Source organism: Hydrogenophaga sp. PAMC20947, assembly GCF_004795855.1.
Lineage (GTDB): Bacteria > Pseudomonadota > Gammaproteobacteria > Burkholderiales > Burkholderiaceae_C > Hydrogenophaga.
In genome coordinates, this window is record NZ_CP039252.1 from 3,431,854 (window position 1) to 3,445,753 (window position 13,900).

General features: G+C 62.2%; 11 protein-coding genes. 4 read left to right on the forward strand and 7 right to left on the reverse strand.

What is annotated here, in order from left to right:
* Window positions 1-315 precede the first annotated feature (315 nt).
* On the forward strand, window positions 316-915 hold the full coding sequence (locus E5678_RS15665) for a chalcone isomerase family protein (protein WP_136179385.1): 600 nt from the start codon (window positions 316-318) through the stop codon (window positions 913-915).
* 77 nt (window positions 916-992) lie between these two features.
* Here E5678_RS15665 and E5678_RS15670 read toward each other — a convergent pair whose 3' ends face one another.
* The 7 genes from E5678_RS15670 to rpe all read right to left on the reverse strand — a co-directional run bounded on the left by E5678_RS15670 (window position 993) and on the right by rpe (window position 11,049).
* On the reverse strand, window positions 993-2,006 hold the full coding sequence (locus E5678_RS15670) for a C45 family peptidase (RefSeq protein ID WP_136179386.1): 1,014 nt from the start codon (window positions 2,004-2,006) through the stop codon (window positions 993-995).
* Between the two features lie 17 nt (window positions 2,007-2,023).
* Window positions 2,024-3,487, reverse strand: coding sequence for a biotin carboxylase (locus E5678_RS15675; protein ID WP_136179387.1), 1,464 nt, complete (start codon window positions 3,485-3,487; stop codon window positions 2,024-2,026).
* Complete coding sequence (locus E5678_RS15680) at window positions 3,484-6,384, reverse strand: aminotransferase class I/II-fold pyridoxal phosphate-dependent enzyme (RefSeq protein ID WP_136179388.1); 2,901 nt, start codon at window positions 6,382-6,384, stop codon at window positions 3,484-3,486. The genes E5678_RS15675 and E5678_RS15680 overlap by 4 nt, the downstream gene beginning before the upstream one ends.
* A 67-nt stretch (window positions 6,385-6,451) precedes the next feature.
* On the reverse strand, window positions 6,452-7,318 hold the full coding sequence (locus tag E5678_RS15685) for a carbon-nitrogen hydrolase family protein (RefSeq protein ID WP_136179389.1): 867 nt from the start codon (window positions 7,316-7,318) through the stop codon (window positions 6,452-6,454).
* Between the two features lie 14 nt (window positions 7,319-7,332).
* On the reverse strand, window positions 7,333-8,793 hold the full coding sequence (locus E5678_RS15690; RefSeq protein ID WP_136179390.1) for an NAD-dependent succinate-semialdehyde dehydrogenase: 1,461 nt from the start codon (window positions 8,791-8,793) through the stop codon (window positions 7,333-7,335).
* 513 nt (window positions 8,794-9,306) lie between these two features.
* Window positions 9,307-9,969 carry a phosphoglycolate phosphatase gene (gph, locus tag E5678_RS15695; RefSeq protein ID WP_247597043.1) on the reverse strand — a complete coding sequence of 221 codons (663 nt, stop codon included), beginning with the start codon at window positions 9,967-9,969 and terminating at the stop codon, window positions 9,307-9,309.
* A 396-nt stretch (window positions 9,970-10,365) separates the two neighbouring features.
* Window positions 10,366-11,049 (reverse strand): ribulose-phosphate 3-epimerase, encoded by a 684-nt coding sequence (gene rpe / locus E5678_RS15700; protein ID WP_136179392.1) that lies wholly within the window; start codon window positions 11,047-11,049, stop codon window positions 10,366-10,368.
* A gap of 155 nt (window positions 11,050-11,204) precedes the next feature.
* Here rpe and apaG point away from each other — a divergent pair, with 155 nt between their 5' ends.
* The 3 genes from apaG to thiL are packed head-to-tail and all read left to right on the forward strand — an operon-like array spanning window position 11,205 to window position 13,891.
* Complete coding sequence (gene apaG, locus E5678_RS15705; protein ID WP_136179393.1) at window positions 11,205-11,594, forward strand: Co2+/Mg2+ efflux protein ApaG; 390 nt, start codon at window positions 11,205-11,207, stop codon at window positions 11,592-11,594.
* 58 nt (window positions 11,595-11,652) lie between these two features.
* Window positions 11,653-12,918 carry a cation:proton antiporter gene (locus tag E5678_RS15710; protein WP_168708581.1) on the forward strand — a complete coding sequence of 422 codons (1,266 nt, stop codon included), beginning with the start codon at window positions 11,653-11,655 and terminating at the stop codon, window positions 12,916-12,918.
* Entirely contained in the window at window positions 12,893-13,891 is a 999-nt protein-coding gene (gene thiL / locus E5678_RS15715; RefSeq protein WP_136179395.1) for a thiamine-phosphate kinase, read from the forward strand. The genes E5678_RS15710 and thiL overlap by 26 nt, the downstream gene beginning before the upstream one ends.
* Window positions 13,892-13,900: the final 9 nt, after the last annotated feature.

Genomic DNA, 13,900 nt, shown 5'->3' on the forward strand with positions numbered 1-13,900 from the left:
GGCCACCGCGGTCGCCGCGCACCGCCGGGGGGCGTGCACGTTTACGCTGGCTTGCGCCAGGGCCAGGCTCCCCGGCCTGGGCGGCACGGCAGGCTGGCTGCGAAGGGGGAGAAAATCATGGACATGGTGCGCAAAGTGTAGCAAACCTGCCGCCCCCCTGTCTGGACTGCTGCTGCCAAGAACACGCACCTGCCGTCAGGGTCGACCCTGTTGAAAAACGTTGGCTTTCGGGTCAGAATCTGCTTTGATTTTTAGCACGACCGTGCTTTTTATTCACGCTATTTCGCGACTTTCTCTTCCCGCAAAGGCTTTGACATGCAACGGATCACATCCACCGCTTCTTCCCTGGCCCTCGGCATTTTGATGGCACTGTGGTCTGTTGGCGCGGGTGCGGCGCCCGTGGAACTGGCGGGTGTGACCTTGCAGGACCGGGCCAGCGTCGCCGGTAGTCCGCTGGTGCTCAACGGCGCAGGCATCCGCTACAAGGCCATTTTCAAGGTCTACACGGCGGGGCTGTATCTCGGCGCCAAAGCCAACACCACTGAGGCTGTGCTGGCTTTGCCCGGGCCCAAACGCATCGCCATCACCATGTTGCGGGACATCGATTCGAGCGAGCTGGGCAAGTTGTTTTCGCGCGGCATGGAAGACAACATGGACCGCCATGCATTCTCCAAGCTGATCCCGGGCGTGATCCGCATGAGCCAGGTTTTCACCGACAACAAGACGCTCAAAGAAGGCGAGAGTTTTTCGATCGACTGGGTACCGGGCACGGGAACCATCCTGACGGTGAAGGGAGAAGTCCAGGGCGAACCCTTCAAGGAACCCGAGTTTTTCAATGCCCTGATGCGCATCTGGCTGGGGCCAAAACCTGCGGACTGGAAGCTAAAGGACGCCTTGCTTGGCAAGGCCAACTGATCGGCTGACCTCTGATCATGGGCCGGCGCGTGGAGGACGCTGAATCCTTCGCTGGGCACAGCCCCTGCGACCATCGTCTATCTCGGAGAGGCGTGAACTTCGGCCAGGTTGGTGAACGCGATCTGGCGTGAGCCCGGCGCAAAATCAACCAGGGTTTGGGCCCAGCGCTGGCCGGGCCAGAGCAGTTCGATGTGCGACAAATGCGGTTGGTACACCGCCGTGTAGAGGGTCCCATACCCACGAAGATAAGCCGATTGGTACATGGGTGGACTCAGCAAATTTTCAATCGCCTCCACCAATGTTCCCCGTGCGTCCATCTGCCGTTGCAGGCTGTTGAGCCGCTGCTCTGCGTTCGTGGCCTCGGCGTGTTTGGGCCATTCGACCTCGTGCTGAAAGTTGGTGATCGCTTGGCGCCGCGTCACCTCGGTGGTTCGATCGGGTGACACAAACACCGTCGCCCAATCGCCATGGCGATCGAGCAAAGTCACCGAGTAACACATGCTCACGGGGACGCGTTGCAGCAACTTGATTGCCTCGGCCGTGGTCTGCGCCACTTCGAGCACATAGCGCACCACCAGTGGAATGCCGAAGCCGTCGCCGGAGATGGTCCGCCCGCCAAACGACAACGAAGCGGCAAGGCCTGCTTCGTTCATGCCGTCGAGCGCTCCCCATATGCAATCGCCCATGGCAGCCACACGCTGCCCATTCCACCGCGTGGCCAGCCAGGTGCCTTCCAGCAGGCCAGGGGCGAAATCGTAGTTGCGGATCAAGGCGGGCGGCGCATGGCCGGAGGCATCGGTCCACACGGCCTGCGAGCATCCTGCGATATAGGGGGGTGGGCACCACAAGGAAAGAAAGCGCGACTCCACATCTCCCCCGCCCGCCAGCTCCACGAGCTGCTCCCAAACGGGCACGAGCTCGGGCATGTGCGTGCGCAGCGCTTTGCGGCTCTCAAGGTAGCTTGGCCGGGCCACTGCGCCACTGCGCAAAAACCAGGAGCGGTAGCCTGGCCAGAGTCGATCGAAGAGGGCTTGCCACTGTGGGCCGGGCTGATCTTCGATCAGCGTCTGGAAATGGATATCTATCGCCATGGGGCCTCGTGCCTTGCTCAAAGGATCTTGAACGAACCGGGCTCTGGTGCAATGTCGTGCTGGGTTGTCACGATCGGCTTGCCTGCGTAGTGCTTCTGAATACCGCGGATCCAGTCACGGGCGCGGATGTTGAGTTTGAAGTTGTCGTCCATGGAACGGCCGCGCGTGATCAGAATGCCCAGGTCGGCACCTTGATAACGGTAGTCGCCCGGTCCCGTGATGCGCATGAAGAAGGCTTCGCGCTCGTTGTCGATGGCGCGGCGCTCATAGTCAAAGCGCTGGTAGCCCACGGTTCCGTCTTCGGCCATCTTGTAGATGCCGGTGGCAGGGGCATGGGTGACTTGATCGATGCGGTCTTCGGTGAACTTGATCACGACTTGTGACCACGAATCAATAAAGAACGGTTGCGCCCAACGGTCGTTGATCTCGCGCACATTCAGATCGAATGGCACGCCCGAAAACTCCAGCAGGTGGAACAAGAACAGTGGCGCATCGGCGTAGGCGTAGGCGGTGTGGTTGGTCATGGGGCTGGCGCCGCAGATGCGCGGGTTCAGCTCGCCCAGGTAGACCTCGCCATTGTCTTGGTCGATCAGGAAATCAACGTCGAAGTAGCCGCGGTAACCTTCTTGCAGCAACTGGTTGCCAAAGGCCTCGGCCATGGCGCGGGCCTTCAGGCGCACCTCTTCGGTGAACGCACCCGGGAACACCTCGTTGCCACACCAGCCACCCTTGTAAGGCGTGAGCTCTTTCGCGCCCACCACTTCGGTCAGCAGCGGGCCCACCAGGGTTCCCGACTTGGTGGCACAGGCCTCCAGCGTCGCACCACGGCAATTGATGCGCTTCATGATCTTGACCTCAGGGTCGTTGACGATCTCGTCTTTGTGCTTGTTGAAGTCGTCTTGGTTCGCAATGAAAAAGGTCGTGTGGCCAGAGTCGCCGAAGGCGGACTGGATCACCAGGTCGGTCCCCAGACCGTGCTGCTCGCAGGTCTTCATCAAACCTTCCCAGCTCTCGACCTTTTCCAGCGCATTCGGCACCGACTTCACGCCAGCCTTGTTGCCGATGCGAACGGTCTCCATCTTGTTGTCGCAACGCTGGCGCAGCTTGGCCGGCGGGAACCAGATGTCGAGGCCAATGTCCTTGGCGAGCTCTTCGGTCTTTTCATCGAACATCAGGAAGGTGGCCACCGGGTTACCGCCGCGGCGCTCGATCAGGTCGATGACTTCCTTGTGTTGCAGCAGGTGGTTGGTGATGTCTTCGATCGACGTGAACTCTTCGTGCGGCGTTTCGGTGGGCACAAATACGTTGGGGTGGCGGCCATCAAAACAGTCGATGTAATTGATGTAACGAAACCGGTTGATCCAGCGGTCCATGCCCAACAAGTTGAAGTTGGTCGCGCCTATGAAATAGATCGGCCGCTCGTTGCGGTGGAACATGACTTTCAGGTCGGCGATGCTGTTGACTTTTTCAATGCGGTTCATGATTCGATCCTTGTGCTTGTTGTACTGGGTGAAATTTCAGCCTGTTGCTCCGCAGGCGCTGACACGGTTTGGGAACTGCGTTCCAGGGGAAAAGCTGAGCGGCCCGCTGCTGCCAGCGCTGCCCGCGCGGCGGTGGCCTCACCCACTCGGGCCAAAGCGCTGGTATTGAAGATGCGAAAGCCCAGCTCAGGGCGGAACCCGTGAATTTCGCGCACATCGAGCGCAGCCATGAATTCCAGAATGGCCGAGCTGATGATCTGCCCCGGAACCAGGATGGGGAAGCCCGGCGGATAAGGAATCACGAACAAGGCAGAGACCAGCTCACGCCCGGCTTTGATAGCCTTGGCGGCTTCATTCATGTCGATGTATTCGCAGTTGTCATCGTCGTACGAAAGGAAGAACGCAGTCCGGATGTCGCCATCGCGCGTCTGCGCCGGACCGACCGCACTGCTGACGCGAAACGCCGAATGAAAGGCCGAAAAGTTGGGCAGGGGTGGCTGCTCCAGCGTCAGCGAGCGCACGCGCTTGTCGTGGATGCGCTTTTCAATCGCGCTCATGTCGGCCACACGCTGATCAACATCGCGTGCGATTTTCACCAGCACTTCCAGCAGGTAGGCCACGGCCGATCGGGTGCTGCCAATGTTGGTGATGAAGAGCACCGTGTTGCGCGAGGTCTTGTTGATCTGGATGCCGTACTTGTCCATCAAGTACTTGTTCTTGAAGGTATCACCATCCACACCGGTGTCACCGATACACAAGGTGGCGCGCGAGGGGTCCATCGCGAACTCATCGGTCCGCCATGCCATGTCCAGGTTGTTCCAGCCAGTCTCGGCGTTGTAGTAGCTCTCCACCGCCGACTCGCGGTATTCCAGCGGCACGAGATCGCTCACGCGCAGGAAGCGGAAGTACTTCTTGAGCAACGGGTGGTTGAGCACCTGTTCACGCAAGGTCATCGCGAGCTCCAGCTGGCGCTGCACCAGCTCGTAACCTTCCAGCTCCACCTGGCGTCGTCCCACGTCGAGCGAGGCCAGGATCTGGTAGTTCGGCGATGTGGACGTGTGGGTCATGTAGGCCTCGTGGAAGGCTTCTTCGGCCTTGTCCTTGAAGTCTTGGTCCCACACATGGATCATCGACCCCTGGCGCAGCGAGGTCAGTGTTTTGTGCGTTGAGTGGGTCGCGTAGACCCGCACCCGCGCCACTGCGGGATCGGGCATGAGCCGGGTCTCAAGCAGCTTTTTGTCGTTGTTCCAGTCCTTGGGGCCAAAGCCGGCCTTGAACTCGGCGTAGCGCCTGGCGTACTCCGGGGTCTGCATGCCCTCGGCCAGTTTTTTGGCGCTGGCCATGCCGGTGCGTTGACGGTAAATCGGGTGGCAACAGGCAAAGGCAAACCAGGCTTCGTCCCACAGGAACACCAGATCGGGCTTGATGGCCAAGCACTCCATCATCACGCGCTCGACGTCATAAACAATGCCGTCAAAAGTGCAGTTGGTCAGCAGCACCAGGCGCACGCGGTTGAGCGTGCCGGCCTTGCGGAACCCCAGCAGCGTTTCCTTGATGTGGCGGATGGGCACGGCGCCGTACATCGAGTACTCGTCGAGCGGATACGAGTCGAGGTAGGCCACCTGTGCACCGGCGAGCACCAACCCGTAGTGGTGCGACTTGTGGCAGTTGCGGTCCACCAGCACGATGTCGTCGGGCCGCACCAGCGCCTGCACCACGATTTTGTTGGCGGTGGAGGTGCCGTTGGTGGCGAAGTAGGTGCGCCGGGCGCCAAAGGCGCGAGCCGCATACTCCTGCGCCAGCTTGAGTGGGCCTATCGGGTCGAGCAATGAATCCAGGCCACCCGAGGTGGCCGAGGTTTCGGCCATGAACAGGTTGGACCCGTAAAACTGCATCAGGTCACCGATCCAGTTCGAGTTCATGATCGACTTGCCACGCGCCAGTGGCAGCGCGTGGAACACCCCCGTGGGTTGTTTGGCGTACTCGCGCAGCGCGTTGAAAAACGGTGTCTTGAAGCGCTCGCCAACGCCCTTCATGATCGAGCTGTACAACTCGGTGTGGTCTTCCTCGCGGAAGAAAATGCGGTTGAAAATTTCGCCGGCCCGTGCCGCGATCTCTTCCACGTTGACATCTGTCACGAGGTACAGGTCGAGCTCCGGTCGCAGCTGCGCGATGTGCTTGCCCAGCAATGGGCCCCGCTCGGACTCGGGCAGTTGTTCTACCGTCTCGTCCATGCTGTCGAGGAAACGGCGCAGCGAATCGTTGCCGTAGACCGAGCGGAACGGAAATCCGTGGCGAATCACGACGGCTTGCAGGTTGAAGTTGACCAGCGTAGCGATCAGCGCGTCTTCGAAGCTGGGCACTACCACGATGTCGAACACGAAATCGTCGTCCACGCTGCGCTTGCGCTGCACGCGCCGGCGCAAGGCGTCTTCTTCGCTGGCGCTCATCTCGTCAACGATCAGCACCTCGAAGTAAGGGCGGGTGAGTTGCGCCTGGCGTTCGGTATCGGCTTCAATCTGCGAAGGGCCGTCTCCGAGGTCGTCCAGCGCCGCCGTGTTGTGCCGGTAGGTCTGACCCGCCAGCATGCGGTGGATGCGCCGCGCCGCCTGGTGGGCACGGGCCATTTCCCCGCGCTCGATCCAGGTGCTGAGTTCGCCAAACACCCGCGCACCCGGGAAGCACCAGTAACTCTCGATCGGCTCCAGCGTTTCGACCACCTTTCGCACCCGCTCGCGGCAGGCATCCCACTCCTTGGCATCGCGCGACATATCGGCCAAACGGCCCAGGTCATCGACGAGACCGATCCAGCCATCGGAGCGCATCTCCCAGACACTGCGGTGCCTGCTCATGGAAATGGCGCCGTCACTGGTGACTTTCTTGGGCTTTCTGGTCATGCTTGTCTCCTTCTTGTTTTTTGATTGCACCTGAACGCGGCCTGCCGTGGGGTACGGAAAGGCGTCTTCAGTCGGTCGGCTTGACCAAGGGGCCCAGGGTGTGCAGGTAGCTGTCCACGCCGCTGGCGCGCTGGTAGACGGTGAAGTCGACATCGCGATCCCGAAAGCCCTTGAGCGGCTGGCCGAGGTTGCTGCGCAAGCCGCGTTCACGTTCGCGCCGCACCTTGGCAAAGTCCACCTCGATGGGAATCACCTCGGCCCCGGCTCCGGCTTGGTGCAGCACATAACCCGAGGGGTCGATCACGATGGAGCGTCCGGTGCCGGCGTCGCCCGATCCGTTGATGTCAAAGAAATAGACCTGGTTGGTGGCGGCTGAGGCACGGGCGATCGACAGCTCCACGTCGCGGTCGATGGTGTCGGTCATGGTGGGGTGCAGGATCACTTCAGCGCCCATGGCCACCAGGGTGCGCGTGGTTTCCGGAAACCACATGTCGTAGCAGATGGACACGCCAAAGCGCCCCACATCAGGCACGTCAAAGACACAGAACTCGCTGCCCGCTTCGACATCGTGTTCATAGGGGCGGAACGGGAACATCTTGCGGTACCGGCGAATCACTTCGCCTTGCGGATTGATGACCGGGGTGGTGTTGTAGGTCGCCACCGAGCCATCGGGGCGTGTGACGCTTTCGAACAAGGACCCTGGAATCATCCACAGACCGGTTTCCTTGGCCATCGCGCAAAGTGCGGCCTCGGTGGGCCCGGGCAAAGGCTCGGGTTTTTGCTTCGGGCCGTGTGGAGACAATTCCGAGAACATGACCATCTTCACCCAGGGGAAGCGGTGGCGGATGTGGTGCATCCAGTTGTTCATGCGATCCAGATTGGGCACAAAAGCAGAAACCTGCATTTGCACGCCAGCAATACCAAATGTGCTCATGGATGCTCCGTTGCTCATTTGTCCAGCCCTGCCAGACAGATGTATTTGATTTCAAGAAAGTCGTCGAGTCCGTACTTGGACCCTTCGCGGCCCAGGCCTGATTGTTTGACGCCCCCAAAGGGTGCCTCGGCGGTGGAGATCAGACCGGTGTTGACCCCGACCATGCCGGTCTCCAGGCGCTCGGCCACGCGCATGACGCGGCCCACATCGCGGCTGTAAAAATAGGCGGCCAGACCAAACTCGGTGGCATTGGCGCGCTCTATGGCTTCGGCTTCGGTGTCGAAGGCAAAGATGGGGGCCAACGGCCCGAAGGTTTCTTCGGTGGCCACCAGCATGTCGGCGGTGGCGCCGGACACCACGGTGGGCTCAAAGAATTGCCCACCCAAAGCGTGGCGCTTGCCGCCCGTGAGCACTTTGCCGCCCTTGGCCAGCGCGTCGGCGATGTGTTGTTCGACTTTGGCCACGGCCTTTTCGTCGATCAACGGGCCCTGGGTCACACCGGCGTCCACGCCAGAGCCCACGTTCAAACCCTTGACCTTGGCCACGAGTTTTTCGGTGAAGGCTTTGAGCACCCCACTTTGCACATAAATGCGGTTGGCACAGACGCAGGTCTGTCCAGTGTTGCGGTATTTCGAGACCATGACGCCATCAACAGCCGCGTCAAGGTCGGCGTCGTCAAACACGATGAACGGCGCGTTGCCACCCAGTTCGAGCGAGAGCTTCTTGACGGTGTCTGCGCTCTGACGCATGAGCAGGCGGCCGACCTCAGTGGAGCCGGTGAAGCTGAGCTTTTGCACCAGGGGGTTGCGCGTCATCTCGCCGCCAATTTTGCTGGCAGAGCCGGTGATCACCGACAGCAAACCTTTGGGCACGCCGGCGCGCTCGGCCAGCACAGCAAAGGCCAACGCCGAATAAGGCGTTTGCGTGGCGGGCTTGACCACCATGGAGCATCCGGCCGCCAGTGCGGGCCCCGCCTTGCGTGTGAGCATGGCGGTGGGGAAGTTCCAGGGCGTGATGGCGGCCGTGGTGCCGATGGGCTGTTTGATCGCAATGATGCGGCGATCGCCCATGGGGGCGGGAATGGTGTCGCCGTAGACGCGCCGGGCCTCGTCGGCAAACCACTCGATGAACGAAGCCGCGTAACCGATCTCACCCTTGGCCTCAGCCAGCGGCTTGCCCTGCTCGGAGGTCATGATCAAGGCCAGATCGTCGGCATTGGCCAGCATCAGGTCATTGAGCTTGCGCAACACCACGGCCCGCTCTTTGGCGGACACGTCACGCCAGACACGCTGGGCGACATCGGCGGCCTTGATGGCGCGTTCGGTCTCTTTGTCACCGCACATCGGCACGGTGCCGAGCACAGCACCCGTGGCCGGATTGGTGACTTCGACGGTGGTCCCGTCGTCTGCGTTGATCCATTCGCCCGCCACATAGGCTTGCTGCTGAAAAAGGCTGGCGTCCCGAAGCTTGAGCATATGCACTCTCTTGAAGGTCCACAGAACTCTCCTTGTGCAGCGCTGGCCCTCGGCGGGGTCATCAATCGGTCGTCAGCGGCGTCGGGAAACTCGAGTGGATGGGGTGGAAGGTGTCGAAAACGGATTCATTCTGGGCTCTAAACCCATGATCCGCGCGACATTGACAAAAGATTTGGGGAGCTGCCCCCTCGTCCAAATTCAGTATGGGACCCCATGGGTTTCTGCACAGGGTCCAATCAGCGGCCGCAAGGAGGGCCCATTCGATTGCGACGACGCGGGACCTGCAGCGAGCGTCGCTCGCAACGGCGGTGTTTCGGAGCAAACGCTCAACACCGGCGTCGTCCGGGAAGTGCCACTATGAGGTCAGGGCTGGGCTCGGCTGGGCGGGCCATCGAGAGCCTGGCGTCGACAATACCCCGGAAGCCGCGAGGGCCATGGCGGGCCGCCCGAAATAGACGGAAGGGGCTTGGTAGTGCCTGTCTTTGCTGGGGTTTTGTGCCCTTGACCAGCCACTCAGCGGGAACCCACCAGGTTCCACCCATCGATCAGTGAATTCAGCAACCAGTCGTGAGGCGCCTGTTCAATGGGCTCCCCGTGGTTGTAGCCATACGTCACCAGCGCCACCAGGCATCCTGCGGCCCGGGCGGCCAGCGCATCGTTCTGCGAGTCCCCCACCATCAAGGTCTGCGCGGGCGCTGTTCCCAGAGCTTCGCAGGTCTTGAGCAAAGGCAAGGGGTCGGGCTTTTTGCGCTCAAAGCTGTCGCCACCAAACACCCGATCAAAGTACCCGTCCAACCCTTTGGCCTTCAACAAGCCCTGGGCGAACGCCAAGGGCTTGTTGGTAAGGCAGGCCATTGGCAACCCCTGGTCACGCCAGGCTTGCAAGCCCTGAACCACCCCCGGGTAGACAGTCGAAAACTGGCCATTGATATCGCGGTAGTGGCGCTGGTAGGCCTGCCAGGCGGGCTCGAAGAGCACATCGGCGCGGCCCACACACACGCGGCCGTAAGCGGTCACTTCGGGCAACGCCAGCTGGTGGTCCAATACCGCGCGAATCAGGTGCTCCGACCCCTTGCCCACGGTGCGCTCGACCAGGGCTCGGGTGACGGGCGGCAAGTCCAGGCCGGCCAGCGAGCGGTTGAGCGCGACCTCAAAATCGCCGAGGGTGTCGACCATGGTGCCGTCAAGATCCACGACGATGGCCCCCACACTCCACCGCTGCGCGGGTCGCTGCCCCCCAAGGGGGTTGGCCTCACCTTGGGGCGGCCCGGCGGTGAGCCCGGCCCCCACGCTCCGCCGCTGCGCGGGTCGCTGCCCCCCAAGGGGGTTGGCCTCACCCTGGGGCGGCCCGGCGGTGTGCCCGGCCCCCACGCTCTGCCGCTGTGCGGGTCGCTGCCCCCCGAAGGGGTTGGTCTCACCTTGGGGCGGCCCGGCGGTGTGCCCGTTGGCAAGGGTGTCTGAAAGGGGCATAAAGCGTTTGCGGAGCGGATGTCTGTTTCGAGGATGCCGTGGAGCCGGCTTTGCCATGCCGCTTGCACCGCCCCAGGGGGTGATGCGAAGCGGCGCAGGCGGTCATTTGGCCAACGCTGTCCGCATCTGGTCGATCACGCTCTTGTAATCGGGTTTGCCAAAAATCGCGCTGCCGGCCACAAAGGTATCGGCGCCTGCATCGGCGACCCGGCGGATGTTGTCGACCTTGATGCCGCCATCCACTTCCAGTCGGATGTCTTTGCCCGAGGCTTCGATGCGTTTGCGCGCATCTTCGATCTTGCGCAAGGCCGAGTCGATGAAGCTCTGGCCACCAAAACCGGGGTTGACCGACATGATGAGGATGAGGTCGATATCGTCGATCACCCAGTCGAGCACGTCCAGGGAATGGGCCGGGTTGAAGGAGAGCCCTGCCTTGCAGCCCTTGGCCTTGATGGCCTGTACGCTGCGGTGTACGTGAGCGCTCGCATCCGGGTGAAAGCTGACCAGATCAGCGCCGGCATCGATGAAGGCGCCGGCCAGGGCATCCACCGGCTGGACCATGAGGTGCACATCGATTGGCACCGGTGTGCCGTCGGACTTGCAGGCATGGGGTTTGAGCGCCTGGCAGATCATGGGCCCAAAGGTGAGGTTGGGCACGTAGTGGTTGTCCATGACGTCGAAGTGGATCCAGTCAGCGCCAGCGGCAATGACATTTTTCACTTCCTCGCCCAGGCGGGCGAAGTCGGCGGACAGAATGGACGGGGCAATGCAAAAAGAACGTGACATGGCTGAGCGGCGCTTTGGGAAACGAAAGTGATCGGTACCGGTATTTTCGCAGGCTCGCAACCGGCTTTGCGCACAAAGTGGGCTGTCCCTATGCCCAGATAAGGTCCGGAAACCTGCTCGGCAAGAATGCACGGCGGCAAGGTAACATGCCGGCCATGCCGAAACACCAGTTTTCCTGCGAAGTCGAACCCCAATACCTGAGCGAACAATCGTCTCCGGAAGAAGGTTTGTTCGCTTTCGCCTACACCATCACCATCACCAACACGGGTGAGGTGGCGGCGCAACTGATTGCCAGGCACTGGATCATTGACGACGCCGATGGGCGCACCGACGAAGTCAAGGGTCTGGGCGTGGTGGGCAATCAGCCCTTGCTCAGGCCCGGCGAATCGTTCCAGTACACCAGCGGTACCCAGCTGCGCACGGCCTCGGGCCAGATGCGCGGCAGCTTTTTCTGCGTGGGCGAGGATGGCGAACGTTTTGACTGTGCCGTCGCGCCTTTCGTCCTGAGCGGTGACGCCAGCAACATCGCCCGCACATTGCACTGATAGACCTCTCCCGCCATCGGCCTCAGACCGGGCGGGACTCCCAACTAGGATGAATTCGATGGATTTTTTGCCTGTCTGGCCCGTGGAGATGAACACCCTGTTCTTCTTCGGGTTCTTGCTGTTTTGCGGCGCACTGGGCGGCTTCCTCGCCCACCGCATGAGCTGGCTGCCCAGCATCACCGGGTTCATGCTGGTCGGCCTGATCGCCGGGCCCAATGTGCTGGGCATCTTCGACCATGCGTCACTGGCTCAGGCCAGCATCGTCATCGACATTGCGCTGGCGCTGATCCTGTACCGCCTGGGCTTGTCGCTGGATTTCAAAGCACTGATCCACGACAAAGCTTTGCTGCTGGTATCACTGGCCGAGAGCGCACTCACTTTTGGCGCAGTGTATTTCGCCATGGTGTTCATGGGGGTGGACCAGCTGGTCGCCGCGGTGGTGGCGGCGATTGCGATCTCGTCTTCGCCCGCGGTGCTGCTGCACGTTTCCCATGAGCTGGGCGCCCACGGCCCCACCACCAGCAAGGCGCAAGCACTGGTGGCCTTGAACAACGTCTGGGCCTTTATGGTTTTCGCCGCGCTGATGCCTGCGCTTTACAGCAAGAGTGCAGCGCCGGTTGAAACCATGATCTGGGCGCCGCTGTACCAGCTGGTTGGATCCACCGTGCTCGGCATGGTGCTGGGCTGGATCTTGCACCTCGTGGCGCGCCTCACCAAGCAGGCCACCCAGTACACACTGGCCCTGGTGGTCGGGGCGGTCTCCATGACCCTGGGCCTGGCCCTCACCTTCGGTCTCTCGGCCCTTTTCGCGCCGCTGGTACTGGGCGTGGTCGTGCGAACGGCTGAGAAACAAAACCTGATCGCCAAACTGGAATTCGGACCCGCCTTCGAGCTGTTTTTCGTGGCCCTGTTCGTCTATGCAGGCGCCAACCTGCACCTCCATGAAATGGTGGCGTTTGCACCCGCCGCAGCGGTGTATGTGATCGCCCGAAGCGCTGCCAAATGGATCGGTGTAACGGCCATAGGCTCCCTGGTGCGATGGCCCAAGCGCCGCAACATGACCGCCGGCCTGATGCTTTGGCCCATGGCGGGCATGGCCATTGGCCTGGCCAACAACATGACGGTGCAGTTCCCCATCCTCGGTGCTGAAGTGGCATCGATCGTGCTGGCGGCGGTCGCCGTGTTTGAAACCATCGGACCACCGGTGGTGGCCCGCGCCCTGCGCCTGGCCAATGAGGTGGGCGAGGGTGAAGACGAGCAAGACTGGAGCAAGCTCCACACCGGCACGGGAAACAAGGATGAGTCTGCCAACCACGCTGGCTGATCCCTCGCAAACGGGCGAGTTCGCGCTCATCGCGCGCCACTTTCAACGCCCGAATTCGCCGTTGCCAGCGTCCGTGGCGCTGGGTGTGGGTGACGACTGTGCCCTGCTCAGCCCCACCCCGGGCCACCAGATTGCGATTTCCAGCGACATGCTGGTCTCAGGCCGGCACTTTTTACCTGACGTGGCACCCGCCGCGCTCGGCCACAAAGCCCTGGCCGTTAACCTCAGCGATCTCGCCGCCATGGGCGCGCGCCCCCTGGGCTTCACCCTGGCCCTGGCTTTGCCCCAGGTGGACGACACTTGGCTGAGCGAACTGGCTCAAGGCCTGTTTTCACTGGCAGACGCCCAGAGGTGCCCGCTGGTCGGCGGGGACACCACCCGCGGACCCCTCAACCTGTGCATCACGGTCTTTGGCGAGGTGCCCCCCGGATCAGCGCTGCGCCGGAGTGCCGCACGGGTGGGTGACGACATTTACGTGAGCGGCGACCTGGGTGGGGCCTGCCTGGCGCTGAGCTGGCTGCAAAGTCCGACGGGCGCCCCACAGGAGGCCCTGGCCCGTTTGCGCGAACGCCTGGAACGCCCCACACCCCGCGTGGCGCTGGGCCAGGCCTTGCTGGGGGTTGCACGCGCAGCCATCGATATCAGTGACGGGCTCGCCGGCGATCTGGGACACCTGCTGCGCGCCAGCGGTGTCGGCGGCGAACTGGTGCTGGAGGCCCTGCCCCAACCGGATGCTGTGGCGGCACTGCCCGCCGCGCAGCGGCTGCGTTGTGTGCTGCAGGGGGGCGACGACTACGAGCTGGTGTTCACCGCGCCCCCTGGCGCACGCCTTGGGGTAGAGGCCGCCGCACGGCGCAGCGACACGCCCGTGTGGCGCGTGGGGCAGATCGTGGCGGGGTCGGGCTTGCACCTGATCAATGCACAAGGGGGCCGGCAGCGCTTTACCGGCGCTGGATTCGATCATTTCACCTGAAGACACCGC

Coding starts and splice junctions, on each gene's coding strand:
- E5678_RS15665 (WP_136179385.1), top strand. CDS start 316: ATGCAACGGATCACATCCACCGCTTCTTCCCTGGCCCTCGGCATTTTG.
- E5678_RS15670 (WP_136179386.1), bottom strand. CDS start 2,006: ATGGCGATAGATATCCATTTCCAGACGCTGATCGAAGATCAGCCCGGC.
- E5678_RS15675 (WP_136179387.1), bottom strand. CDS start 3,487: ATGAACCGCATTGAAAAAGTCAACAGCATCGCCGACCTGAAAGTCATG.
- E5678_RS15680 (WP_136179388.1), bottom strand. CDS start 6,384: ATGACCAGAAAGCCCAAGAAAGTCACCAGTGACGGCGCCATTTCCATG.
- E5678_RS15685 (WP_136179389.1), bottom strand. CDS start 7,318: ATGAGCACATTTGGTATTGCTGGCGTGCAAATGCAGGTTTCTGCTTTT.
- E5678_RS15690 (WP_136179390.1), bottom strand. CDS start 8,793: ATGCTCAAGCTTCGGGACGCCAGCCTTTTTCAGCAGCAAGCCTATGTG.
- gph (WP_247597043.1), bottom strand. CDS start 9,969: ATGGTCGACACCCTCGGCGATTTTGAGGTCGCGCTCAACCGCTCGCTG.
- rpe (WP_136179392.1), bottom strand. CDS start 11,049: ATGTCACGTTCTTTTTGCATTGCCCCGTCCATTCTGTCCGCCGACTTC.
- apaG (WP_136179393.1), top strand. CDS start 11,205: ATGCCGAAACACCAGTTTTCCTGCGAAGTCGAACCCCAATACCTGAGC.
- E5678_RS15710 (WP_168708581.1), top strand. CDS start 11,653: ATGGATTTTTTGCCTGTCTGGCCCGTGGAGATGAACACCCTGTTCTTC.
- thiL (WP_136179395.1), top strand. CDS start 12,893: ATGAGTCTGCCAACCACGCTGGCTGATCCCTCGCAAACGGGCGAGTTC.